This window comes from Blastocatellia bacterium (assembly GCA_016713405.1).
Classification (GTDB): Bacteria; Acidobacteriota; Blastocatellia; order Chloracidobacteriales; family JADJPF01; genus JADJPF01.
Genome location: JADJPF010000010.1, coordinates 26,176 through 51,423, shown reverse-complemented (window position 1 = coordinate 51,423; position 25,248 = coordinate 26,176). Strand labels below are relative to the sequence as shown.

Genomic DNA, 25,248 nt, shown 5'->3' with positions numbered 1-25,248 from the left:
TTCAATTTTATCTTCAGGCTTTAATTTTTTTCTCCATAAATTGCTATTCCATTAACTAATATAGGAATGTTTTTTGATAGATTAGTAAGATAGTAGCTTTGATGTCTTTTTTCTAAAATAGCTTGGTAAGGTGAAATGCTAGGATGCTTGATAACAATACAGTTATCAGATGCTTGCCCAATAGTTATATTAGGCATTATTTCAATATCTTTTTGTGTTTTATCAGGTAAAAATACTGTTAAAAATGTTTTCATTTTTGCACCTCATTAACAAATCTCCTTAGAAAGTCTATCCTCCTAACCTACTTAATTTTACTATTATAATTTCTTGTTCTTCTTTAATTTCAATAGTTTGTGTATATGGTTCAAAGCCAAATGCCTTTACTTTCAAGCAATATTTTCCTGGAGGAACAGCTTTATTTAGTTCAAACCAACCATCTGCGTTGCTTCCTCCCCAACAAAGGAGATTTTTAGGAGTAACTTCATCTGTTTCTGCTGCAATCAAACCAACACGCGCACCAGCAATAGGTTCATTATCTGTTCCTGATTTAATAATTTTTCCTTGTACAGTTACTAAATTTACAGGAATAACTTGTTGAACATTATCAGGGGGGTTTGTTGTATTGGGGTTATCAGAAAAGGAATTTTTATCTAATTGCCCTAACATAGCAGTAATCAAATATGCTGGGCGTAAAAATCCAACAGCACCATAAGATTGCGTTATATCAGGAAAGCCGTCACCATCCTTATCAATTTCTTGGCTATCAACAACAATTTTTGTTGGAATACCAATTAATTTACCATTACCATTAACTGCTGCTCCTCCACTATTACCACGAATTAACCTAGCATCTGTTTTAATCCATTCCTCTAGCAAATCTTTTCCTTCTACAATACCAGTGTTAACAGTAACTGTTTTTCCTCCTTTTTCTGGATAGCCAATAACTACAATATCATCAAGGAGTTCTACAGGATTAGTTTCTATATTTATGGCTGGTAAATTAATTGAAATTTGATTTTTTTCGTCTTTGCTTTCTTTGATAACTTGAAGTAAAGCAAGATCTTGCTCTTTATTGATTATGGTTGTTGTTAAACGATAGCGTTCAATATTGCTATCATTTTTATTAAGTTCAAAAAATATTTCTGGGTAAAGCTCTCCTGTTTGAGTATTTTGTATTACATGATAATTAGTAGCAATAATTCCATTTGCTCTAATAACAACACCTGATCCACGGGGCCGTAAATTTTCTTTATTATTATCTCTAATTAAAATTAGCCCAATAGAGCTAATTGCTTCTCTAACTTTTTCTTTAGATATTTTTGTTTGTTCTATTGTCTGATTTGACGATAGTTGATTAGTTAAAGCAAGTGGCAATCTTTTAGTATCTTCTAGTTTTGTACAAGAAAAAAGTAAGTTAGAAATAGTTATTAGCAAAATTAATAAAAAGCTTTTTCTCTTGTCAAACATAACTTAGCCCTCTTATTGCAAAAATTGCAAAATAGGAAGTTATCAATAGTTTTGCTTACCTTAAATTCTCATCTATTTTTTATCAACAGATGATTTTTTAACCTTAAATATGTTGTAAGCGAATTTCAAAAACAGCTACTTCATTGGTTTTTAATCTACTAGCATCTTTATCTTTTGATCGATCGCCTCCTTTATCAGGAATTGCTATATAAGTTCCTTCTGTAGTTTTATCTTTACCAGGAGATAAAATTATGCCTCGTTGACGCATAGAGCCTGCGCCGCTTTGAGGCAGTACACTAGTTATATTTTCTACTACAATACCGCTTTTAGGTGTTTTGTTAACTTGTCCAGAGAGTTCAGCCGCAACGCTAGAAGCTGTTTCGCCTAACTCACCTTGAGAGTTTTTTACCGCCTGGTCAAAAAAGGCTATTGCATCCTTGGACATAATAACTTGAACTATCTCTGTACCTTTTTCTTCATCAAATACAAAGGTATTAAGATTAGGTAATTCATAACGTTGTCCATGAATTATGCGATTACTTTCTTTATTAAAAGGAAATAGAACTCTTTTCTTTCCTCCAGGAGTTACATTAATAACATAGACAAAACCATCAAAATTACTTTCAAAAGCAATTTTTATTTGATCTCCTTTTTGAAAAGCGCGGCTAGGATCAACAGGAGCAAATTTAGTTTCATCTATCTTCTTTAAAATCAAAATATGTATTGCATCAGCTTGGTTATTAACAAATAAACCTCGAGCGCGTTTACTTTGTGGAAAAGCTGTTAAGCTCATTACACAAATAGCTATTAAGAAAATCGTCAAGTAATAAAGCTGTTTCATAACTATCACCCCCATTAGAAACTTATTTTTCCTAACTAAGACCCATGTGTAATAACAATTGTTTCTATTAAGTCTTCATTATCTTTAGCATTAGTATTTGTCACCCAAGTTATATAACGTCCGCTACCTCCTTCTGAGTAAGAAAGGTCTGGTCGGCTAGTACGTTTTAGTTTTTGACCAGAAGTAGTTTTTAAGTCATTGATTATATTTAATTTAATTGTGCCTGGTATGTCTAAACTTTGATTAGGTAAACTTGTAATCATGTCGCGACTACAAATAACAGTAAATTCCTCTCTTCCTGCTGGAGGAGTCATTTTCCACCAACAATCACGAGGATCATCAAATTCAGGAGTTGGACAATAGGCAGGTAGGACATACTCTTGATCTTTTTTAACATAATTTTCCCCGTTATTTATCCTTGAATCTGGAAAAATTAATGTGCCATCTTGTCCTTCACTATGATGAATTATATAAAGGTAAACATTTTGATTAGCTTTTATAGCTAGTCGTATCCGATCACCTGTATGAAAAATAGCGGTTGGGTTGGTTTCTTGAACAGTGCCATCACTATTTCGCTTTAACATACGCCATTCTAAAGTTAGAAGTGGAACACGTTCTACACGCCGATGAGGAACAGATTTTCTTGTTGGTTTAGACACACGTTTTACTGCTACAGGCTTATCCCAAACCAATGAGGAATCTTGTCCTAAACTTAGGTTGACTAGTTGAAACTGTGCTAACAAAAAAAACAAAAAGATAATAATTAATTTGTTTTTATATTGTTTAATTTTCATAATCTTTATCTCCTTTGTTAGACAGTCCAATTTTTTACAGTACACTTAATTTATTTATTGATAGGCTGTTTTAAGAAACTTTGTAGTTTTGGGTCACTTGCCAGAACTGCACAACGAAAGCCAATTAACCAACTACGGTTTTTTACTTCATCTGCCTTAAAATCTGGTGTGTGATAAAATCGGCGGGTTGTGCGAGCATCTTCAAAACTACTACGGAAACTTCCTCCACGTACAACACGATTTGTTGTCCCATAATTTGTATCTGTTGATTGACTGCCTGCATATGCTTGATAGAAACTATCTACCCACTCAGCAGCATTTCCAGCCATATCTTCTACACCATAACTACTTGCTCCACTACTATATTGATTAATTGGACTAGGATGAGCAGTATTAATATTGGCACGTATTGGATCAGGATTATCTCCCCAAGGCCAAATACGCTTTCTTTGCGCTTTTGCATCCCAGGCAGCAGCTTTTTCCCACTCAGCTTCACTTGGTAATTTTTTATTTGCCCAATTAGCATAAGCATTAGCATCATTCCAAGTAATACCAACTATAGGCAAATTAGGGTTAGAAAAATAATTCTCATCCCACCAAGGATTACTTGGCATTGAACGATTAGTAGCTTGGCAAAATTTTTGATATTGTCCATTTGTAACTTCATATTTATCAATATAATAATCTGGTAAATAAACTTTTTGCTCTACTTGCTCATTTGGTAAATAATTGTTACTACCTAAAATAAACTCTCCTGCTGCTATTAGCAGCATTTGCCCGTTATAGTCTATTGCTTCAGGAAGCGAGTTTTTTCTTTCTAATGCAACTAGTTGTGCAATTATAGATTCTGTAATTCCTGCTGTAGCCGTTACAGTCGTGTTAAATTCGTTATATCCTTCTCTAGTCACGCGCACTAGTCTTTTACCTGGTTTAAGATAAGTTACTTTCGTACTACCATCTGGCAAGGTTATGCCTCGACTAACATTATCTATTAAAATATCGCTGCCTGTGGGCGCACCACGAACAATTAAAGTAAAACCTAATTGATTAGGTAAGGCTAAATAAATAATTAATATTACTGCAAAAAGAGAAAATGTTATAATAACCCCTAAACTCCACTTAGGTAAATTCGCTGACGGTAGAAAATTTGATTTTTCAACATAATTAGGTTTTAAGTTAGAATTTTGCAAATTGGAAGTAGTGGTTGGTAAAGAAATATTACTAATAGGAAGTTTTAATGTTTCTAATTGATTGAATTTACTATTTGAATCAGCTAACTCCCTATTATCTTTCATAAAATCCTCCTTTTACCAAAAAATTTTCCACTCTTATTAGCCTCTAGTTATAAAAATAAATCAAAATTAGCTATTTGTTATTTATGCAATGAACGTGCCTTTAGATAACTTTATATTTATAGGCTTTTATCTTGTCAAAATGTGTAATATTACTCAAAATTTCTTGATCTGGGTCAAAAGACACAAATATATAAAATACAATCTACTTGCTTTGTATCAATTTTGTAATCATTCAAAAGAGCCTGTGTAATATTTCTATTTCTTTATCTTTATCATTTACTACACCGTAAATTAAGCTAGACCATGAGTTAAAGCTATGTTTGAATTTATTTTATGACTATTTTATATGATTTAATTATTATTGGTGCCGGGCCAGCAGGAATTGCAGCCGCTTATACAGCCCAAAAATTACAACTAAATTATTTAGTGTTAGAAAAAGCCAAATTGCAAATACAATTTATAATTACCCTCTTGGCAAAGAGCTTTTTTCTACTGCTAATGAACTAGAATTTGACCCTAATACGCTTCATTATTCTGGAACAAAACCTACTAGAGAAGAGCTTCTAAATTATTACAATAATTTCGTTTATAAAGTACATAACTTAAATATTTATACGGATGAGCCAGTTATACAAATAATAAGTGGTAAAATAATGAGTGTAATTTCCACTAAAGATCATTATAAGGCTCTTAATGTTTTGGTAGCAGTTGGAACAATGGGAATCGTTAACAGATTAAATGTAAAAGGAGAAACCCCAGAAAGAGTAAGTTATTTTTTCCGTGAGGCTGCATCATTTAAGGAGAAAGAAGTAGTAGTAATAGGCGGGGGAAATTCCGCAGCAGAAACTATGTTGGATTTATGCCAAGCAGGGGCAAAAGCAACAATGGTGTTAAGACGCTCTTCTTTGGATCGTATTGGACAAGGTACTGGAATTAAGCCTTGGGTGCAAATGCCACTAGAACAAGCATGGAAAACAGGAAAACTATCAATAGTTTTTAATGCTCAAATAAAAGAAATTCTACCTACTAGTATTAAGTTAATAGTTAAAGATGAGATTAAAGAAATTGCGTGTGAGCAAATTTTTGCCTTGACAGGAACTAAGCCCGACGTACAATTGCTAGAAAGAGCAGGAGCAAAAATTGCTGAAGATGGAAAGCCTATATATGATATAAAAACTTATGAAACAACTATACCTAACTTATTTGTTATAGGACATTTAACTAGAGAAATGCACATGAAGAATGCTATTGCTTTGCCACCTCAGATTGTTAGGTATATTGCTAAGCTGTTAGCAAAGATAGGTTAACTAGGCTTATATAGAAAAAATAATATGTTATACTTTGCTAGCTATTAACAAAATAATTACTATTTAAAATATATTAAACAATTATACTAAGTGTTTTTATGATAAAGTCTTGGTTAAAAGTCTTAATTACTTTAATAATGTTCCTAGCTACCACTAGCTTATTAATATTACTATCTTTTTTCCAATCATCAGTAGGTTCATTAATAGTTACTACTAATCCTACAGGAGCAGAAATTTGGTTGGATGGAAAGTTGATAGCTAAAACCCCAGCAAAATTAGAAGCGGTGTCTACAGGAAATCATAAAATTAAACTAGCAAAACAAGGCTTTTATGCTTTAGAACAAGAGATTAAGATTAACGAAAAGCAAACTACTACATTACCTCTATTTTCCTTACAACCAGATAAACCTATCCTTACAAATAATTTAACTAGTAATGAAAGTTCTCCTAGTGAGCGTATTAAAGAATTTCGGCGTTTAGCAGAAGGAGCATATTTAAGAGGAGATTATGCTTTTCCTGAAAAAAGCAGTGCTATTTATTTTAACAATATCGCACTAGCAATAAATCCTAATGACACTAAATCATTACAATTAAACAAATTAATTCGAGAAGCATTAAAAAAACAAGCAGAAACTGCTTGGCAAAAAAATGATTTTGGCACTTCTCTATCAGCTTATAGCCAGTTAATAGAAAATTTTCCTACAGATGTTACAACATTAGCAGAATTAAAACGGGTAGAAAACAAGTTAGCTAGCCGCCGTAATTTAATTCCTCATTTTTTAAGATTGGGAGAAACTGCTTTTAATAACAATCGACTATTTTCACCTAACAATAATAGTGCGTATTATTATGCGTCACAAGTTTTGATGATAGATCCAAACAATGAAAATGCTTTAGCTTTAAGGTTTCGTATTAAAGAAAAACTTTTAATAGAAGCACAAGATTTAACTTCACAGGATGATTTAGCAGGAGCAGTAAAAATATTCCAAAAAATGTTACGACTTTTCCCTGAAGATGGACGCATTGTTAGTCAAATACAAGTTCTTAATAGTCAAATAGAACAACAAACTAATGCAACAAAACGAGAATAAAATTTATTATTAGGAAAATTTATGGAAGAAGTTACTCTAGCACTAATTTGTGCTAATTTGTCTGTGGGAGAACAAATAAGGGTGCGTACTTCTGTTGGTCGATTATTACTAGGAACATTTCTTAGTTATGAGACAGGAGGAGTAATAGGTATTTTAGTATTATCCCAGGACGGCAACACACTTTGTCTTCCCTCTAATCAAATAGAGCGGATATTAGTTTATGATGAAGATAACACGGAAGATACACTTTCCCCAACAATTTTAGATTAAGTATTATTTATATATAAACTTTTCTTTAAAATAATTTAACAGAAATATTGGTTCTTTGTTCGGTTAAAATTAGCAATCAGCATTTTTAATCTTTCTAAGGTTGTTTTTAGTGGTATTTAATAAATTAAAAGACAGCTTTATTGCTGCTAAAAAACCTCACCAAAATTTGTTGATTGGCCTAACTATAGTTTTAGTTAGCTTAGTTTGTTTTGCTAATAACCTAACAGGAAAATTTATCTATGATGATTATTTAGTAGTAGTAGATAATACCTCTATTAAATCTCTTAGCAATATTCCTAGTTTATTTTTCCAAAGTTATTTTGGAAAAGACAACTTGGCAGGAACATATCGACCATTAACAACAATCAGCTTTGCCTTAAATTATACAATTGCTGGATTAGAACCTTATAGTTATCATTTAGCAAATATAATAATAAATGCAATTAATAGTTTGTTAGTTTATTGGATAGTAAAACATTACTCAGAGAGTAAATTACTAGGCATATTTACAGCACTATTATTTTCAGTCCATCCTGTTCATAGTGAAGCAGTTGCAGCTATTTATGGTCGTCCAGAACTACTTGCAACAATGTTTTTACTAATAGCCTGGGTTTATTACTTAAAATCATTAACAAGTAAATATTATTATCTTATATCTTTGTTAAGTTACTTTCTATCACTACTTTGTAAAGAAAGTGGAATAGTTTTTTTTGGTATTCTACTGTTAGTACAATTTTGTACTAAAACTTCTTGGAAAGAACGTTTACTTCCTAATCTTAAATCTTTGGGATATATTTTTGCTACTATTCCTTATTTAATTATACGTATTTGGATTACTGGTGCTTTTGGTGTTCCAAAAAGTAGTCAAATGCTTGGAGAAGAAAGCTTTTCTACTCGTGTTTATACAATGAGTTTTGGTTATATTAAGTATTTTCAAATGCTAATTTGGCCGTCAAAACTTTACACAGAATATGATTTTAGTGTTGTTCCTAAAATAACTTCTATTAATTTTACTGTAGCCTTATCATTAATAATTATTTCATTAATAATTATAGTAGGATTTTGGCAAACAAATAAAAATAGGATAGTAGCTTTTGGGATACTATTTTTCTTTGTAACAACTAGTATTATTTCTAATATATTTCTGCCAACAGGAATTTTGATTTCTGAAAGAACAATTTATTTAGCTGTTGGGTCAATTTGTTTACTTATAGCAACAGCCTTTTATAAAGTTTATAAGATGGGTTGGACAAAACTTGCATTAGTTTTTTTTATTTTTACTTTGCTACTTGCTAGTCTACGAACTAGCTATAGAAATCTTGATTTTCAAAATGATGAAGTGCTTTTTGCTTCAACATTAAAAATATCTCCAAATCATTTTAAGGCAAACTATTGTTTAGGTTTATATTATGAAAATATAGGTCAAATTGACAAAGCAGAGGTTTATCTAAAAAAAGCTCTACAGCTTAATGAGACTTCATCATTAGCAAATGTGGCATTAGCAAATTTTTATAATAAACAAGCAAAAGTAGATTTAGCAATACATTTATTTAAAAGAGCTATTGAACTAGATCCAAATAACGCTGATGCACATAGTTTTTATGGAGCTATTTTACTATCGCAAGGTAATTTATGTGCTGCAAAAGATCATTTAACCAAAGCTTTGTCAACAAACAAAAGTCTAGTAAAAGCACATAATAATTTAGGAGTAACATTTGCTCAAATGAATCGTTATCAAGAGGCAAAACAAGAGTTTGAAAAAACTCTAGAGCTAGATCCAAATTATCAAGCAGCAAATGAGAACTTAAATTTATTAAAAAGCTTAGAACACAACTCTAATCCTCCAATAAACTGTCCTTAAAAAATAATCTAAGAATGCTCCAAAAAAGTTTTAAGATAAAGTTACAGTAAAATTATTATTGGTTAGAAGTAGGAAAAATTGTCTCGCTTCAAACAAAGATAATGCTATTATCTAGTTTAAGATAAAGTCACAAAGTTAAGTTAATTTAGTGATTTCGGAGTATTTTAATAGTAATTTAGTGATTTATCTCATGGTCAAAAACATCTGATCTATTAAATTCTGCATCAGAAATGGTGACTATCAAAATAGTTAATTCTTTTAACTTATTAAAAATAAACTATTTCTTTGTTTATCAGGAAAGGAAATAAGATGAAATTCAAAGCTTTAATTATGGCGGTTTTACTCTGTACAAGTACAACAATGGTTATTGCACAACCTGCAAAAAAAAATACTCCTACGCCAAATAAGCCTAATTCAAATAAATCTATTGAATCAGAAGATAAGAAAAAGAGTGAAAATTTACTTAATACACAAGATAAGGTAGATCCTGATAAAAAAAGGGCTGCTTACCTAGAATTTCTTCAGGCCCAACAACAAGAGGCAGAAAATAATTTTGTTCGTGCTGTAGAACATTATAAAAAAGTAATTGAACTTGACCCACAACAACCCGAACCACATGTTGCTTTAGGAAATCTTTATTTACAAAATCGTAACTTAAGAGATGCAGAAACCGAAGCCCGTCAAGCAATTAAGCTTAATAATGATAGTATTGGTGGACATCGCTTATTAGGGCGCATTTTGGTGACAGAAGGTCTAAGTGGAGCAGGAGATAAAGATAAAATTCAGGAGGCTATTGTACAGTTTTTAGAAGTTGTAAGGCTTGATAAAAATGATGCTGAAGGATGGAAATTATTAGGGGCTTTATATTCAGCACAAAATGACAATGATAATGCCTTAAAAGCCTATCAAAATTTAATCTCTACAGGCTTAGCTAATTTTTCTGATTATTTTGAGATTGCTCGTCTTTATTATGGAAAACAACAATATCGAGAAGCTGCACAAGCTGCCCGTCAAGCCTATGAACAAAGCAATAACAATGCTCAAGCAGGTTTTTTACTAGCAGACTCTCTTTTACGTTCAGGTCAAACCAATGAAGCTATTGATATTTTCCGCTTAGCAATTAAAGAAAGTCCTAATCGTATTGGACTAGTTTTTGGTTTATGTGAAGCTTTAGTCAGAGCCGGACGATATGATGAAGCAACTGAAGAATTAAATAAAATATTAGCCTCAGATGCTAATAACTTACGTGCCTTAAATCTATTAGCACAAGTCCAACGTCGTACAGGTAAACGTCAAGATGCTATAGAAACTCTAAAACGAGCCTTACAAGGTCAAGATGTTTCTGAAAGTTTAGAAGTGCAATTTGAGCTAGCAGAAACTTATGAGGAATTAGGCCAAATAGATAATGCTGTTGCTGCCTATGAAGAAGCTTTAAGTACATTAGTTAACCCTGATGGATCTGTGTCGGAGTCTAACAAGCGCAATGCTGGTATTGTAATGCGTACAATTGTTAACACTTATCGCAATGCTAGCCAACGTGAAAAAGCGTTACAAGTAATTGAACGTATGCGTAAAGCTTTAGGGTCAGACTCTACTACAGCAGATGAAGTTTTAATTGCGGTCTTATCCTCTGAAGGTAAATACCAAGACGCTTTAAATGCTGTACAAAAGGCTCGCAAACAATTCCCCAAAGACCGTCAGCTAGCTTATTTAGAAGCCCAAGCCCTTTCACAGCTACATCAAGTTGAGCCTGCAATGGCAATTTTGCAAAAACTACTTGATGGTAGCTCAGAGGATGCAGATGTTTATCATGTTGGTGCTTTTGTGATGCTTGAAAATCAACGTTTTGATGATGCAGAAAAACAAGTACAAAAAGCCTTACAATATGATGAAAAAAATATAGGTTTTTTAGTTACTCTTAGTACAATTTATGACCGTGCAAAAAGATATACAGAATCTGAAAGTACCCTTCGCAAAGTTTTAACAATTGATCCTAATAATGCCACTGCATTAAATAACCTTGGGTATTTTCTTACAGAAAGAAATGAGCGTTTAGAAGAAGCCTTAGAATTAATTAAGCGTGCTTTAGATATTGATCCTTCAAATGGTTCTTTTTTAGATAGCTTAGGTTGGATTTACTTTAAATTAGGTAAACTAGATTTAGCAAAAAAATACTTAGAAGAGTCTGTTCTTTATGAACGTCGTAGTGCTGATGTACAAGAGCATTTAGGCGATCTTTATTATAAATTAGGGCGTTTAGATGATGCTCGTAAACACTGGCAAAAAGCCTTAGAATATTCTATTAGTAATGATGATATTGCTAGACTTAAAACTAAAATTGCTGATCCAAAAAGCTCTATTTCTACTAATCACCCTTCAGAAAAAGACAAATAAACCTTTTTAGCCCTTAATTAACTCCTTAATTAGGGGCTATTCATCTAGCATAATTATGGATATAGTCCCTCAAAATAGTATTTTTGCTAAAATATCAAAATCCCAACAAGAATTTTTCATCGCTTCAATAATAATTTTAGTTACTTTAATTACTTTTACTAATACTTTATTAAATGGTTTTGTCTATGATGATATTTCTATAGTACAAAATAACTCTAGTATTAATGCGTTATCCAAAATACCAGATTTATTCTTACAGAGTTATTTTGGAAAAGATAATAATGCAGGAACATACCGACCATTAACCACTTTAAGCTTTGCACTAAATTATGCGGTCTATGGCTTAGAACCCTATGGATATCACCTAGTAAATATAATAATACACAGTATTAATAGTTTATTAATTTATTGGATAACAAGGCATTATTCTCAAAGTAAATTATTAGCTATTTTTACAACCCTCTTATTTTCAGTCCATCCAGTACATAGCGAAGCTGTTGCACCTGTGTATGGACGTGCAGAACTACTAGCAGCAATGTTTCTACTAATAGCTTGGGTTTATTATATAAAATCATCAGAAAATAAATATTATTACTTTATATCTTTATTAAATTATTTTTTATCATTACTTTGCAAAGAAAGTGGAATAGTTTTTTTTGGTATTTTACTTCTAGTTCAATTTTGTACTAAAACCTCTTGGAAAACCCGGTTATTTCCCGAACTTAAAACTTGGGGTTATGTTTTTGTTACAGTTCCTTATTTAATCATTCGTACTTTGGTTACTGGTGCTTTTGGTGTTCCAAAAGGTGGGCAGCTTTTAGGTGCAGAAAGCTTTCTTACACGTCTCTACACAATGAGTTTAGGTTATGTTCAATATTTTAAGATGTTAGTTTATCCTGTAACACTTTTTATTGACTATGACTATGGTGTTATTCCAACAGTAAAAACATTAAATTTATCTGTTAGTTTATCTTTAATATTAATTTTATTAGTGATAATAATAGGTTTTTGGCAAAGTGGAAAAAACCCTATTATAGGTTTTGCTATTTTATTCTTTTTTGTTACTATTAGCATTGTTTCTAATGTGTTTATTTCTACAGGCTTTTTAATTGCTGAACGTGCTATATATCTTGCTGTTTTATCAATTTGTTTAATAATAGCAGCAATTTTTTATCAACTTTATCAATTAGGTTGGCAAAAATTGGCTTTATCTGGCTTTATTATAGTATTATCTTTATTAAGTATCCGTGCCTATTTTCATAATATAGATTTTCGAGATAACTTTACATTTTTTACTACCATAGTAAAACTTTCCCCTAATAACCCTAGAGTTAACTATAGTTTAGGTATCCATTATTTAAGAAACGATGATTTTCTTAAATCAGAAGAATATTTAGAAAAAGCCTTAAAACTAATACCAGACTATTCTACTGCTATGGCTGCACTTGGAGAATTATATTTTGAGCAAGGACAAATTGATAAAAGTATAGATATACTTAATAAAGCCTTAGCATTAAGCCCTAAGTTATCTTATGCCAATCAAAATATGGCACGGATTTATAAAGATAAAAAAGATTATGAAAAGGCAAAGGAATTTTTACTGGAAGCGATAAAAAACTCTTCTCCTAATGCTAAGTTAGAACAAGAATTAGCCATGCTTTTGTATGAAATGGGTCAAGAAGAACAAGCAATTATTTCTTTTAAGAAAGCTCTGGAATTAGATCCTAATTTTGCAGAACCTTTAGTAAATCTAGCTAGAATTGCACGCAAAAAAAATGATACAACTCAAGCAACAAATCTCCTTGCTAAAGCCTTGAAACTAGATCCTAGTAATGCTGATGCTAATAATCTTTGGGGAGCAGGTTTACTTGCTAAAGGTGATTTATGTCAAGCTAAAACTTACCTTGTAAAAGCTGTCAACCTAGATAATAAGCTTGCAGAAGCACATAATAACTTAGGCGTTACTTTTGCACAAATGAATCTCTACACTGAAGCACGTCGTGAATTTCAACTTGCTTTACAGATAAATCCTGACTACTCTTCCGCTAAGCAAAATCTATCCTTACTAAATGAAATAGGACAAGCTAAAACTCCTGTAATTAATTGTCCAGAATAATTGACAAAATATCTTAAAACTTAAACAATTAGAGCTATTATTTTGTCCATCAATAACTTATAAAATTATTAAAAATCTATGAAAGATAATTTGACAAACTACTCTAATCTTTCCTTAACTAAATCTCAGCAAAACTTATTAATTATCTTAACAATAATATTTGTTAGTTTTTTAGCTTTTGCTAATAGTTCATTAGGAGAATTTGTTTATGACGATATTACATTAATACAAACTAATAATAGCCTAAATTCTCTTAGTAAAATACCAGAGCTATTTTTACAAAGTTACTTTGGAGAAGGTAACATTGCTGGAACATATCGACCATTAACAATGCTAAGCTTTGCCTTAAATTATGCAATTAGTGGATTAGAACCTTATAGCTATCACTTAGTAAATATATTTATAAATACAATTAACAGTTTGTTAGTTTATTGGATAGTAAAATATTATTCCCAAAGTAAATTACTAGGTATATTTACAGCACTGCTATTTTCAGTCCACCCTGTTCATAGTGAATCAGTTGCAGCTATTTATGGTCGTCCAGAATTACTTGTTACAATGTTTTTACTAATAGCCTGGGTTTATTACTTAAAATCATTAACAAGTAAATATTACTATATTATATCTTTGTTAAGCTATTTTTTATCATTATTTTGCAAAGAAAGTGGAATAGTTTTTTTTGGTATTTTACTCTTAGTTCAGTTTTGTACTAAAACTTCTTGGAAAGAAAAACTTATTCCTGAAATAAAGGCTTGGGGCTATATTCTTTGTACTATTCCTTATTTAGTTATTCGTACTTTAGTTACAGGTGCTTTTGGTGTTCCAAAGGCGGGTCAACTTTTAGGGGCAGAAAGCTTTCTTACTCGCCTTTACACAATGAGCTTAGGTTTTGTTCAATATTTTAAGATGTTAGTTTGGCCGTTTAATTTAGCTACTGAATATGACTACTCAATCATTCCAAAAACAACAACATTAAATTTAACAGCAAGTCTATCATTGTTATTAATTTTTTTAATAATAGCATTTGCTTTGTGGCAAAGTGGAAAAACCCCAATTATAAGTTTTGCTATTTTGTTTTTTTTTGTTACTACTAGCATTATTTCTAATATATTTTTTCCAACAGGAATTTTAATTGCTGAAAGAGTAATTTATTTACCTTTAGCCTCAATTTGTTTACTTTTAGCTGCTTTTTTTTATCAACTTTATCAATTAGGTTGGCAAAAATTATCCTTATTTAGTTTTATCCTTGTACTAAGTTTAATGATTACTACTACTTATTATAGGAATTTAGATTTTCAAAATAATATTGCCTTATTTACTTCTGTAGTAAAAGTTTCGCCCACTCATGCAAAAGCCACTTATGCTTTAGCCGATGCTTATGAAAAAAAAGGAGATCTTAGCCAAGCAGAAACTTACTATAAAAAAGCTTTGACTATTAATCCAGGACTTACAAATATTTATGCTTTTTTAGCTAACTTATATATTTCCCAAAATCGCCGCCAAGAAGCCCAAATCTTATTAACAAAAGCTTTAAATATTCCTGGTGATTTACATTATGTTTATGTTTCCTTAGCACGTCTTTATCGGGATCAAAAAGATTATCAAAAAGCTATAGAGTATTATCAATTAGGCATTAAAAGTGGTAGGCAAGATGCTAGATTAGAACATGAATTAGGACTAGTTTTCTATGTTGCTCAAGAATTTGAGGCAGCAAAATTAACTATGAAAAAAGCTATTGAACTAGACCCTTATTTTGCTGAAGCAAAGATAAACATGGCTAGAATACTACAACAAGAAAACCTATATGATGAGGCTAATCTTTATTTAAGCCAAGCCTTAAAGTTAGAGCCAAATAATGCTGATGCTAATAACCTTTATGGAGCAGGTTTACTTGCTAAAGGTGATTTATGTCAAGCTAAAACTTACTTTATAAAAGCTATCAACTTAGATAATCAACTTGCAGAAGCACATAATAATTTAGGTCTTACATTTGTACAAATGAATCTTTACACTGAAGCACGTCGTGAATTTAGGCTTACTTTACAAATAGATCCTAATTACCTTTTTGCCAAACAAAACCTAATTTTATTAAATGAAAAAGAACAAGTTAAGGGTTCTGTGATTAATTGTAATTAATATAATTTAGGTAAATTACTACACTGTAAACAAAGTAATTAGCAGACTATTAAAAACAACTTTACTTTTTCGATTCAGCTTTTTGTGATTTGGCCCAGGCTAGATTATTTTTGGCTAGCTGAAAGTCTGGAGCTATTTTTATTGCTTGTTCTGCGGCAACTATGGCTTTATCCCAAAGCTTTAAGCCATTATATGAAACACATAAATTATTATAAATAGTTGGATTATTTGGAGTTAGATTTAAAGCTTTTTCTGATAAATCTATACTTTTTTCAAACTTACCTACATTTATATAGGCAACACTAAGATTAATATAATTTTCAGCCTTTTTACTCTTATCAATTGGGTTAGCTTTTATTGAATTTGCAAAATTAAGATTATTTTTAGCTAGTTGAAAGTCTGGAGAAAATTTTATTGCCTGTTCAAAAACTTCTATTGCCTCATCAACTAAAGATAAATTTAGTAGGGCTGTCCCCATATTGTTATAAGCAAGTTCCTTACTTGAACCTTTTTCTAAAGCTTTTTCACAGCTTATTATTGCACTATAATTATCATTGTTTTGTATTTGTTGCAAAGAAAGGTTAATAAATTCTAAAGGATCAACATTTTGTGGTGTAATAGGTTGAGTTAATATTTTAGTAATTTCTTGTGTAGTTTCTCTTGGAAAATCTAAATGAGAAAAAGTTATTTTAATTTCTGGAGAAAACTGCCATAACTCTTCATCTGTTTCACAAGTAATAGTAATATCTTGTAATTCTACTTGTTTAAGTTGTGTTTTCCATTCTACAGTTGCTAATCGGGTAAAATCTAAAGGTGTCCTAATCAAAGGTGAAAGTAAAAACCCTGTTTCAGCTATAGGAGTTGGAAGAAAATACTTAAACTTTTCACCTACTTTAGTAGTAATATTGATATAAGTAGCTGATGGCTTAAAAATACTCGCCATCAATTTTCCCCAAAAAGAATGTTTAATTTCAATTGTCACCCAGACTGGCCCCAAATCCATTTTTGGTATAGCTACTACTTTATTAAAGTTAGTATTTATTTCCTTTTTCTCTATAAAAGAATAATTTTTAGGCTTTGAGCTACGTTGTAAAATCAAAAAAATAGCTCCAACTCCTCCAGCAGAAAAATCTTTTATTTCATATTTAGTTAAAAATTCTGGCAAACATAAACTATCATCCAATGTTGGATAACGATTGCTTATAGTATGGCTACTAAAAACTATGTTGTCAGGAGATTTATCTCTTAAGTATTCTAAATTAATATTAGAAAGATATGTTGAATAAGCTGAATAACTTTGAAAAATAGGTCTTGGTTTATAAGTAAAATTATGAGCTAAGGTTGTTAGTTGTAGATAAGAATGTATATCTACAGATCCTGTTAGTTTTGGTAGAGGAAATAAATTGCGAAGCCTTGCCATTTCTTCTTCATATTTCTGTTTTGAGCTAATTTGCTTGAAATTAACAAGGTTTTTAACATTTTCTATCAATACACTTGTATTTCTGCTTATAGCTGAAAAAATAGTAGTTTTATGATAGAAGTTAAGTTGGTTTTGATGAATAGCTAATATTAATAAACAATTAATAACTACAAGTATTTTAGTATAAGAACTAGATTGCTTTTGTAAATAAAATACTAAATAAAATATTCCAATAATACATAAAGTTCTATTATGAAAAATTGTATGTACTGGCCCATAACAACTATATCCAGCTTTGATTATAATTAAAATAAAATATATAAATCCGCTACTCCATAATAAAGAAATAATTAATTTTATAATTACTTCTTTTTGATAAACACTAATAAATATAGTTAAACAAGTTAAAATAAAAAATATGCTTATTTTGATAATTTCTATAGTAGGCAAAATAGCAACTGGAGCCATTGCATAAGTATAATAAGTAGCTATTTGCAAACTGTTTTTTATATAGCTTGGTAGGTTAAATAAACTCTGTCCTGCTATCAACCACAAAAATAAAAAAGTGCTAGTAAATAAAATTAATTGAACAGGTTTATGTTTTTTCAATAAATCAGAAATAAAACTAATAACTATTAAAGGAACTATCATTAAAAAAAAGGCAAATTTCATGCAGCTTATTAAACAAAGAACTATTGTTAGTAAACTATTATTAAGTTTAGATAAATCATCATCAATATATAAATGAAATATAATAAAAAATATAATAAAACTACAAAAAAAACTATCTAATGAACTATTATCAAAAAATATAAAAAATAAAGACAAAAACCATACAAAAATTAACCATTTATTTTTGATTAATTTATAAGCAATATATAGGCTAGACCACCAAAAAACCAAAGCTAAAAATAACCATCCTAGATTAGTTAACCAATAAGTTTTAGGATGATACATTTTAGTAAACAAAAACCCGTATGGGCCATAGGTAAAAATTATTTCTTTTCCAAATTGTTTTTTTGTAGCAAAAAATTCGTGTAAAGCAAGTTCCCATGAATAATCTGCATATCCTATTAAAGGTGGGCTAGAACCTAAAGCAAATAAAGCGATAGAACAAAACAAGGTAGTAAGAGCAACAAAAAGCCAGAATTTTTCAATGCTTAAAATATTGTTTATTTGTTCTTTAATAAGTTCTTGCATAGAAGTTAAACCATTTAGAAACTAGTCTTTTTTCTAGCACCAGTAAAAGCATAAAAATACCATCTTAAGTATTGTGGTAGCCAAGCAAATAACTTAAATTTTGACTCGCCTTCAGTACGATCTCGCCATGTGGCTGGGATTTCTGCTATTTTATATCCAAAAAGAAAAGCTTTAACAGTTATTTCTAAACTTAACTCAAACCCTGCTTTACTTTCTATCTGCATATTTTTCAACATTTTACTATCATAAAGCTTAAAAGCATTTGTGCTATCGTGTGTAGGAATACCTCGCAGATAATAAAGGCTAACGCCAGCTAAACGAGAAAGCAACTGTTTGAAAAATGGGCCTCCTATTAACTTTCCACCTTTCATATAACGACTAGCGCAAACTAAATGAAATCCTTGGTTGTAGAGTTCAACCATTTTATCTACTTTAGATAAATCATCAGAAAGATCTGCCATTACTACTAAAATAGGCCCTTCATTAACTTTTGAGAATCCTGTTAATATTGCTCCTATTACTCCACGTTTAACATTATTTTTACTAGTTCTAAGCGATTTTCACCTTGAGAAATAATTTTTTCTACCACAGCAACTGTGCTATCTTCATCAAAATCATAAATAACTAATGACTTAAAAGGCATTTTTATTTGACTTGAAAGCTCTAGCCATAGATTAGGAAAATTATTAGCTTCATTGTAAACAGGAATAACTATGTTTAACATTTCTGTGCTTAGATTGTCCCTAATTTTATCTGTTCATCAATCCAAGGTATTACTTCATCAAGTATTTCACTTAAAGTTGTAGTAGCATTAAACCCTAATATATTACTAGCTTTAGTAACTTCAGGTGAACGCATTTGTACATCATATTCATAAGCTGGATCGCTAGTGTAACGAAAAGGTTTTTCATCACCATAAATTTTTTGCCAAATTGCTTGTGCTAGTTCAATAACTGTTGTTGCTACAGGAGTTGAAAGATTAAAGTCTTGGTTTAGTGCCTCTGGATGTGTAATACAAAGATGTATACCTTTTGCTAAGTCACCACCATAAGTATAATGCCTTACTTGATTACCATTACCAAGAATATGAAGAGGATCTTGACCCTTTAGTATTTTTTGCACCAAATCTGGAACAACATGCGACATAGCAAGTTTTACATTTCCACTAGAAATTTCTTTATCTCTAAGGGCGCGACGTTCGCCAACACCTACACAATTAAAAGGTCTAGCAATAGTAAAAGGCAATTTATATTGTTCCCAAGCACCTTGGGCAAAATATTCTGTAGCAAGTTTTTGAAAGCCATAAGTTGAACTAGGAGGTGAGCAGCGTCTTTGCGCTCCTTCTGGTGTAGGAAATTCATTGGTATTTTCAAAAACCATACTAGAAGAAACAACAGTAACTTTTTGTAATTTACCTTTCTTATGTGCTGCAATAGCAGCATCAAAAGATGCAGCCGTAATGCGCTCATTTTCGGCTAATAAATCATAAGCAAATTCATGAAAATAACTAATTCCACCAATCATAGCAGCAGACATAACAAAATGGTCACAATCCATTAAACATTCTGTTAACAAATTAACATCCTTAACATCACCATGTACAAACTTATATCTAGGATGTTTATCATAAGATTTTTCTGTTTGACCATACTTACTAAAATTATCTATTCCTACTACTTCATGTCCTGCTTCTAATAGATCTGCAACCAAATAGCCAGAAATAAAGCCTGCTGAACCTGTAATTAATATTTTCATAGATTAAATTCTTTCTTAGTTTATTAATTTTAATTTTTCCAAAAACCCCAAACATCTACTATAGTTTTTTCTTTAGGAAATTTTAGATTTTTATAAATAGTATGTGGCGCACCCAAAATAATAATATCTGCATTAAGAGCTTCTTCTAAGTTAACAAAGCGAGGATCATCAATATATGGGTCATTACGATAAACTCTTGGACAGTAAATTTCTAATAATTTGCAAAGTTTATAAGAAAGACTCTCTCTAGAGTCATCAGAATCCCCCTTAAAAGCCATCCCTAGTACGGCTACACTAGAACTAGCAAGTTTTGCTGGCCCAAGTTGATTAATAATAAAATTAGGCAATCCTTCATTAATTAATATTGCCGCTTGTCCCATAAAAAAATTGTTGCTAGCAAATGTTGATAATTGGATAGTATCTTTTAATAAACAAGGCCCGGCAGCAAACCCAGCTTTTGCAAAACTTTTCATTCTAGGATAGTCCTGAGTTATTGCTTCATGAATGCGATAAAAATCTAGCCCATAACTTTGCGTTAACATATAAAATTGATTAGAAATAGCAAAATTTAAGTATCTCCAACTATTGCAAAATAGCTTTGCTAGCTCTGCCTCAAGTGGTTCTAATTCAATTATTTTTTCTGTAATTTGGCTAAAAAGTTCTCTAGCCTGTAGAAGTGCTTCTTTTTCATAAGCAGAAATAATTTGTGGAAGTTTTTTCATCTCCTCTATTGCTTTACCTTCAGCAATTCTTTCTGGACAAAAAGCCAATGAGACTTTTTTATTAGAGCGTTTTATTTTTTCATACAAAAGCTTAGTTACACCTGGGTAAATCGTGCTACGTAATATTAATAAGCTGTTTTCACTAATTTTTCCTAATATCTCTTGGACATTTTCTAAGAATTTATAAGTAGTAGGGTTAAGATGTTCGTCAACAGGTGTACCAATAACGCTAATAACTATTTTAGCTTTTGATAAACAATTGCTATCTCTTGTAGCTATTAGATTTTTACCAATATTTTTTTCTAGCAGTTCACTAGCACCTTCTTCTAAAAAAGGCATTTGACCAGCATTTACCATATCAATAGTTTTCTCATTTATATCAAAAAGAGAAACTTGATAACCGATATCTGCAAGTAATAAGCCTAAGGGCAATCCAATATGACCACATCCACCAAAAATTGCTATAGGTATATTTTTATCCATATTATTTTTATCCATAAACATAGCCTTTATAAATTATCTTTTTCTGCCCACTACTAAAAATTGCTTACCAAAAATCCTCCAAACCAAAGGCAGTTTTAAATATAAACTAATAAAGAATAAAGGAGGTTTTACCCCTGTTGACATTGAATAAGGTAAAAACTGAGCTAAGGATAATTCTATATCAAAGCCTTTTAATTTAAGCAACTCTACTATAGATAAATCTGTTAAAGGAACATGATGATCCCAAAAATCCCAATAAGCTCCAGGAACAAATTTAATATTTGGGCCTAAACAAATAATTATCCCTTTTGTTTTTAAGCAATTATAAGCTTGTTCAATAGTTTGTTCTATTTTCTCTTTACTAGCTAGATGCTCCAGAAAATTACTAGTAAAAACTACGTCTAATTGAGAGCTACTTATTTGCCATTTTTCTGAACAATCTTGCTGAAAAAAAGTTATTCTTGTGCTTAAATGCTCTTTTGTGGTTGGGTTTAAGTCCATCGCCATTTTATTAGCAGCGTTAATATTATTAATAAACTCTCCCCAACCTGCCCCAAGTTCCAACACTGTAGAATTTATTGGAATAAATTGCTGAAAATATTCTTTACAAAGGATTTTCCAAACACCTTGGCGATATTGCTCTACCTCAGCAAATCTACTATCATATATTTTCTGTAGGTCGCTATTGTTCACCATATTACTTTTCTAAGTCTTTAAATAACTTTTTATTAACAATAAGTAATTACAAATTAAAATCATTTTCTTTATCAGACTGCTGTGTTGTAATTGATTCTAAAGAGAAATTTGCTATTTGCTTGGTTTCGCTGTTAGTTAGTATAAATGTATTGTTATAGTCATTTAGTCGTTGTTCTGTCAACCCATTATCTACTAAATAGGGAGTAAATGTTTTTACTTGAAAACTTCCAAAACGATGTGTTAATTGTCCTGCTTGCTCATGAGCAATAGTTAAAGGTACTGTAGCTATTAAGCGAAGCTTTAATATTTTTTCTCCATCCGGCCCAGTTAATTTATATTGCGTTTGCGAGGTAGCTAGTAAAACTAACCCTACGCTTACACCTAAAAAAACTATTCCTAACAAAAGCAGTATCCAAAGAGGTCGCGGAGGTTGCTGAACTTTAATTAGCAAAGGAATTTCTAGGGCAAGCTCTCTAGCACTACTTGGAATTGAGCGAGGTAGCAGAAAATCTTCTATTTTTTCTAGTCCTTTTACTCTTCGGATACGCTCAGCCAACTCTGCATCATCAAAAAAAGAAAGTTTTAATTGAGGATCTTTTACTTCAAAGCGAATTTTTGCTTTAACTTTTATTTCAGGCTCAACAAAAAAAGATTGCCAAAAGGCAGGCTTTAAGGCTGAAATTTGCCGTCCACTAGCTAGATTTATCACATAAACTTTTTTGCTAGTTTCTTGCGGCCCTAAATCTAATGTTCGTGGGTCAAGTTTCCACTCTAACTTATCCCCTGCTGTTAAATCCAAAGCTTCTGAAGGCTCAATTGCTACCTTTGCATTAGAAACATTAGCTTGCTCAATACGCCATTCTTTAAATTTAGAACGTAACTTAAACTTTATTCTACCTGCTAAACTACGCCCTTGAGCTAAAGGAATTACTATTCCGCCATCTTCTAATTCTACTGGCTGAGTCGCCCCGTCTTCAGTTTCTAAAGTAATTCCACTTCGGTCTAATTCTAAAGATGAAAGCTGAATTGGTCGAAATAGCACTGCCCTATGTCCAATTGCTTTACTTACACCCTCCATTAAATCTTGCATTGGTAATTGGTTATCTTTTTTTGCATAATCCAGCATATACATCACCAAAGCACCTGGGCTACCTTCACGAACTAAAGGAAAAAAATAAATATTACGAAAGTCTGGATCTGTATAAATTTTTTCATAAAATGGAATTACTGAATCATTTCCCGACCCACTTTCATCTTGAACATTATCTGTAATTAACCAAATTAAGGTATCTCCTGACCAGTTATAAGACTCAATATCAGCAATAGCTATTTCTAACCCTTCTGCAATAGCGGTAAGTTGTCCATTTGAGTCTTGGCTAGTAGGAACTGAAGTTAAAACCGCTTCTTTATTAAATTGGCCTTGGTAGCGGCGTTGTGGGTCATTAGCAAGAAAATTTTTATTTCCTCGTTTATCAAAAGTTCGTAGTATTACCCTGTCATTAGTTTGAAAAACTCCACTTGATAGAAGCGGTGAAATAAGCCAATCTCTTAGTCCTGCTTGATAATGCCCTTTCATACTGCCAGAACCATCTAATAAAATAATATGGTTACGTGCAGTTGTTGGTTGTGCTAATGCACAAGGAACTAATAAAAATAATAAAAGTAATAATCCTGAAAAATACTTCATAGATTAAATATAATTTATTGTAGTTTTTTTGATTAATCCAAACGATAAATTTTGACTTGAGCTAAACGGTTACTACAAATTAAACGATCTTGCGTTAAAATACTAGGCAACGAGACAGCATATTGAAAAACTCTTTGACGTAGTTTTGGAACAGAAGACGCTATATGAAAGAAAAACATTATTCCACTATCATCAATGACCCAAGCCCAATCATCTACAATCAAAGCTTGAGAAGAAATAGAATTAGCATCTAGTTGTGTATCCCAGACTTTTTTTCCATATTTGTCATAAACTGCAATACCAAAACCATGTGAAACTACTAAATATTTATTATTAGCCGATAAAGCATTAATCAGTAGTCCGCCTGTATCACCAAAAGCTTGTAGCGAAAGTTTGTTGGTAGCCAATTCTTCTGTTTGGCAACTCCAAATCCGTCCATCTCCTAAAACAAATAATAAATTATTATTAATACTTACTGGAGAAATATTAGTATCAACACCACGACCAGCTTGAGTGCTGGCAATAATTTTAGCCTGGGTAATATCTATAGCTATTATTGCTCCATTTTTAGTAGCTATAAAAAGCTCTTTTCCTTTTAAGTAAGGATTTGTAGTTTTATCCGTTTGCAAAGTTATCTCACTTTGCAATTTTCCCGTTTTTTATCTAAAAAAATTAGCTTAGTTTGTTGATTAGATTTTACTACTGCAATCACTCGATCAATTGTAGCTAGTAGCGGTTTAGTCACCTGTTCATCAGCATTTAGCTGATATTGCCAAGCTCTTAATCCACCACGTGACAAATTTCCATAAAGTGCTGCAATTAAATCAAAAGCAATAACCCCTTCTCTAGTAGCAACAATTAGTAAATTATCTGTAATAATTGGTGTAAAACTAAGCGGTGGGTTAGTAGCAAGTTCTTTGCGGACTTGTCCGTCAGATTCATCCAAAATTAAAATATGCCCACTTGCCAAAGTTAAAACTACTATTCCTCGTGCTATTAGTGGGCTAGCTGTCATTTCTGTTTCTAAATCAATTTCCCAATCTAAATGAAAAATTGATTTAACCGTTACACTAATGTTTTGGCTAGGACGAAGCCTTAAATCAGGATGTTCTACTGCATAATCTTTTCTTAAAATATTACCACAGTTACGACAAAACCTTGATAAAACTCTTAAACTAGATTGACAATTTGGACAATAATGTTGTGATTCTTGGCACCGAGGGCAACGGTCAAGTTTACTAACTAAAATAGTTTCACAAAGAGGATTAGAGCAAAAAAGTCTTTCTGCTAAATATGTCATTAAGCAATTTCTTCCATTAGTAGAGGAATTATTACAATTGGACGATGAGGATCATTAGAGGCTATTTCTATTTCTGCACGTAAATTTTTAGTTTTTTGATTAGTTAGGCGAACCAAAAAAGCTTGTTCGTTATTAGGTGCAATAGAACCATAATCAGGACGAATAGAGAAATAATTTGCTATGCCTGGTTCTGGACTAAGCACCTCTGCTGCCCAATAAAGCTTAAATAGTCCTGAGTTAGAAATATTTAGAACTGCCCCAGCAGGAGAAAGAACCAAGTTTTCTTCAGAAAGTTTAATTACTACTAAAGCTGTACCACAATAAGCACAATAAGCATCTTTACTAGAACAAAGCCATTCTTGGCACTTTTGACAAAGTTTTGGTTCTTCTCGCTCTGGCCCAGACATTTTTTA

The 25,248-nt window shown here is 31.4% G+C and carries 21 protein-coding genes and 1 pseudogene; 8 read left to right on the top strand and 14 right to left on the bottom strand.

Features of this window, described 5'->3' with window-relative positions:
• Positions 1-20: 20 nt before the first annotated feature.
• The 5 genes from IPK14_14205 to IPK14_14185 all read right to left on the bottom strand — a co-directional run bounded on the left by IPK14_14205 (position 21) and on the right by IPK14_14185 (position 4,397).
• On the bottom strand, positions 21-254 hold the full coding sequence (locus IPK14_14205) for an FHA domain-containing protein (protein ID MBK7994484.1): 234 nt from the start codon (positions 252-254) through the stop codon (positions 21-23).
• A gap of 34 nt (positions 255-288) precedes the next feature.
• Positions 289-1,467: a trypsin-like peptidase domain-containing protein gene (locus IPK14_14200; protein MBK7994483.1), complete on the bottom strand. Its 1,179-nt coding sequence runs from the start codon at positions 1,465-1,467 to the stop codon at positions 289-291.
• A gap of 103 nt (positions 1,468-1,570) precedes the next feature.
• Positions 1,571-2,308, bottom strand: a complete 738-nt coding sequence (locus tag IPK14_14195) for a DUF4384 domain-containing protein (GenBank protein MBK7994482.1) — start codon at positions 2,306-2,308, stop codon at positions 1,571-1,573.
• Between the two features lie 35 nt (positions 2,309-2,343).
• Positions 2,344-3,102, bottom strand: coding sequence for a DUF4384 domain-containing protein (locus IPK14_14190; protein ID MBK7994481.1), 759 nt, complete (start codon positions 3,100-3,102; stop codon positions 2,344-2,346).
• Between the two features lie 50 nt (positions 3,103-3,152).
• The gene (locus IPK14_14185) at positions 3,153-4,397 is read right to left on the bottom strand and encodes an SUMF1/EgtB/PvdO family nonheme iron enzyme (GenBank protein ID MBK7994480.1); all 1,245 of its coding nucleotides are present in this window, start codon (positions 4,395-4,397) and stop codon (positions 3,153-3,155) included.
• A gap of 333 nt (positions 4,398-4,730) precedes the next feature.
• Between IPK14_14185 and IPK14_14180 the strand changes: the two genes are divergently transcribed.
• The 8 genes from IPK14_14180 (at position 4,731) to IPK14_14145 (ending at position 15,572) form a co-directional block, all read left to right on the top strand.
• Positions 4,731-4,904: an NAD(P)-binding domain-containing protein gene (locus IPK14_14180; GenBank protein ID MBK7994479.1), complete on the top strand. Its 174-nt coding sequence runs from the start codon at positions 4,731-4,733 to the stop codon at positions 4,902-4,904.
• Positions 4,905-5,050: 146 nt separating this feature from the next.
• Positions 5,051-5,704: an NAD(P)-binding domain-containing protein gene (locus IPK14_14175; protein MBK7994478.1), complete on the top strand. Its 654-nt coding sequence runs from the start codon at positions 5,051-5,053 to the stop codon at positions 5,702-5,704.
• A gap of 98 nt (positions 5,705-5,802) precedes the next feature.
• The gene (locus IPK14_14170; protein ID MBK7994477.1) at positions 5,803-6,795 is read left to right on the top strand and encodes a PEGA domain-containing protein; all 993 of its coding nucleotides are present in this window, start codon (positions 5,803-5,805) and stop codon (positions 6,793-6,795) included.
• A gap of 21 nt (positions 6,796-6,816) precedes the next feature.
• Positions 6,817-7,065, top strand: coding sequence for a hypothetical protein (locus tag IPK14_14165; GenBank protein MBK7994476.1), 249 nt, complete (start codon positions 6,817-6,819; stop codon positions 7,063-7,065).
• A 109-nt stretch (positions 7,066-7,174) separates the two neighbouring features.
• Positions 7,175-8,926 (top strand): tetratricopeptide repeat protein, encoded by a 1,752-nt coding sequence (locus IPK14_14160; GenBank protein MBK7994475.1) that lies wholly within the window; start codon positions 7,175-7,177, stop codon positions 8,924-8,926.
• A 309-nt stretch (positions 8,927-9,235) separates the two neighbouring features.
• Positions 9,236-11,320 (top strand): tetratricopeptide repeat protein, encoded by a 2,085-nt coding sequence (locus IPK14_14155; protein MBK7994474.1) that lies wholly within the window; start codon positions 9,236-9,238, stop codon positions 11,318-11,320.
• Positions 11,321-11,375: 55 nt separating this feature from the next.
• On the top strand, positions 11,376-13,436 hold the full coding sequence (locus tag IPK14_14150) for a tetratricopeptide repeat protein (GenBank protein ID MBK7994473.1): 2,061 nt from the start codon (positions 11,376-11,378) through the stop codon (positions 13,434-13,436).
• A 78-nt stretch (positions 13,437-13,514) separates the two neighbouring features.
• The gene (locus IPK14_14145; GenBank protein ID MBK7994472.1) at positions 13,515-15,572 is read left to right on the top strand and encodes a tetratricopeptide repeat protein; all 2,058 of its coding nucleotides are present in this window, start codon (positions 13,515-13,517) and stop codon (positions 15,570-15,572) included.
• 61 nt (positions 15,573-15,633) lie between these two features.
• On the opposite strand, the gene IPK14_14140 is transcribed toward IPK14_14145, so the two are convergent.
• The 9 genes and pseudogenes from IPK14_14140 to IPK14_14100 form a co-directional block, all read right to left on the bottom strand.
• A complete protein-coding gene (locus IPK14_14140; GenBank protein ID MBK7994471.1) occupies positions 15,634-18,192 on the bottom strand; it encodes a hypothetical protein in 2,559 nt (852 codons plus the stop codon).
• A gap of 14 nt (positions 18,193-18,206) precedes the next feature.
• Positions 18,207-18,916, bottom strand: a pseudogene (locus tag IPK14_14135) (glycosyltransferase).
• Positions 18,917-18,924: 8 nt separating this feature from the next.
• Positions 18,925-19,947 carry an NAD(P)-dependent oxidoreductase gene (locus tag IPK14_14130; GenBank protein MBK7994470.1) on the bottom strand — a complete coding sequence of 341 codons (1,023 nt, stop codon included), beginning with the start codon at positions 19,945-19,947 and terminating at the stop codon, positions 18,925-18,927.
• A 29-nt stretch (positions 19,948-19,976) separates the two neighbouring features.
• Positions 19,977-21,152, bottom strand: coding sequence for a nucleotide sugar dehydrogenase (locus IPK14_14125; protein MBK7994469.1), 1,176 nt, complete (start codon positions 21,150-21,152; stop codon positions 19,977-19,979).
• A 33-nt stretch (positions 21,153-21,185) separates the two neighbouring features.
• Positions 21,186-21,848, bottom strand: a complete 663-nt coding sequence (locus tag IPK14_14120; protein MBK7994468.1) for a class I SAM-dependent methyltransferase — start codon at positions 21,846-21,848, stop codon at positions 21,186-21,188.
• 46 nt (positions 21,849-21,894) lie between these two features.
• Positions 21,895-23,535: a VWA domain-containing protein gene (locus IPK14_14115; GenBank protein MBK7994467.1), complete on the bottom strand. Its 1,641-nt coding sequence runs from the start codon at positions 23,533-23,535 to the stop codon at positions 21,895-21,897.
• Positions 23,536-23,567: 32 nt separating this feature from the next.
• The gene (locus IPK14_14110; GenBank protein MBK7994466.1) at positions 23,568-24,164 is read right to left on the bottom strand and encodes a hypothetical protein; all 597 of its coding nucleotides are present in this window, start codon (positions 24,162-24,164) and stop codon (positions 23,568-23,570) included.
• 2 nt (positions 24,165-24,166) lie between these two features.
• On the bottom strand, positions 24,167-24,835 hold the full coding sequence (locus IPK14_14105) for a hypothetical protein (protein MBK7994465.1): 669 nt from the start codon (positions 24,833-24,835) through the stop codon (positions 24,167-24,169).
• Complete coding sequence (locus tag IPK14_14100) at positions 24,835-25,242, bottom strand: hypothetical protein (protein ID MBK7994464.1); 408 nt, start codon at positions 25,240-25,242, stop codon at positions 24,835-24,837. Before IPK14_14100 ends, IPK14_14105 begins: the two co-directional genes overlap by 1 nt.
• Positions 25,243-25,248: the final 6 nt, after the last annotated feature.

What these genes read in the sequence shown, in the direction of transcription:
- IPK14_14205 (MBK7994484.1), bottom strand. Translation starts at nt 254, where the DNA reads ATGAAAACATTTTTAACAGTATTTTTACCTGATAAAACACAAAAAGAT.
- IPK14_14200 (MBK7994483.1), bottom strand. Translation starts at nt 1,467, where the DNA reads ATGTTTGACAAGAGAAAAAGCTTTTTATTAATTTTGCTAATAACTATT.
- IPK14_14195 (MBK7994482.1), bottom strand. Translation starts at nt 2,308, where the DNA reads ATGAAACAGCTTTATTACTTGACGATTTTCTTAATAGCTATTTGTGTA.
- IPK14_14190 (MBK7994481.1), bottom strand. Translation starts at nt 3,102, where the DNA reads ATGAAAATTAAACAATATAAAAACAAATTAATTATTATCTTTTTGTTT.
- IPK14_14185 (MBK7994480.1), bottom strand. Translation starts at nt 4,397, where the DNA reads ATGAAAGATAATAGGGAGTTAGCTGATTCAAATAGTAAATTCAATCAA.
- IPK14_14180 (MBK7994479.1), top strand. Translation starts at nt 4,731, where the DNA reads ATGACTATTTTATATGATTTAATTATTATTGGTGCCGGGCCAGCAGGA.
- IPK14_14175 (MBK7994478.1), top strand. Translation starts at nt 5,051, where the DNA reads ATGAGTGTAATTTCCACTAAAGATCATTATAAGGCTCTTAATGTTTTG.
- IPK14_14170 (MBK7994477.1), top strand. Translation starts at nt 5,803, where the DNA reads ATGATAAAGTCTTGGTTAAAAGTCTTAATTACTTTAATAATGTTCCTA.
- IPK14_14165 (MBK7994476.1), top strand. Translation starts at nt 6,817, where the DNA reads ATGGAAGAAGTTACTCTAGCACTAATTTGTGCTAATTTGTCTGTGGGA.
- IPK14_14155 (MBK7994474.1), top strand. Translation starts at nt 9,236, where the DNA reads ATGAAATTCAAAGCTTTAATTATGGCGGTTTTACTCTGTACAAGTACA.
- IPK14_14150 (MBK7994473.1), top strand. Translation starts at nt 11,376, where the DNA reads ATGGATATAGTCCCTCAAAATAGTATTTTTGCTAAAATATCAAAATCC.
- IPK14_14145 (MBK7994472.1), top strand. Translation starts at nt 13,515, where the DNA reads ATGAAAGATAATTTGACAAACTACTCTAATCTTTCCTTAACTAAATCT.
- IPK14_14140 (MBK7994471.1), bottom strand. Translation starts at nt 18,192, where the DNA reads ATGCAAGAACTTATTAAAGAACAAATAAACAATATTTTAAGCATTGAA.
- IPK14_14130 (MBK7994470.1), bottom strand. Translation starts at nt 19,947, where the DNA reads ATGAAAATATTAATTACAGGTTCAGCAGGCTTTATTTCTGGCTATTTG.
- IPK14_14125 (MBK7994469.1), bottom strand. Translation starts at nt 21,152, where the DNA reads ATGGATAAAAATATACCTATAGCAATTTTTGGTGGATGTGGTCATATT.
- IPK14_14120 (MBK7994468.1), bottom strand. Translation starts at nt 21,848, where the DNA reads ATGGTGAACAATAGCGACCTACAGAAAATATATGATAGTAGATTTGCT.
- IPK14_14115 (MBK7994467.1), bottom strand. Translation starts at nt 23,535, where the DNA reads ATGAAGTATTTTTCAGGATTATTACTTTTATTATTTTTATTAGTTCCT.
- IPK14_14105 (MBK7994465.1), bottom strand. Translation starts at nt 24,835, where the DNA reads ATGACATATTTAGCAGAAAGACTTTTTTGCTCTAATCCTCTTTGTGAA.
- IPK14_14100 (MBK7994464.1), bottom strand. Translation starts at nt 25,242, where the DNA reads ATGTCTGGGCCAGAGCGAGAAGAACCAAAACTTTGTCAAAAGTGCCAA.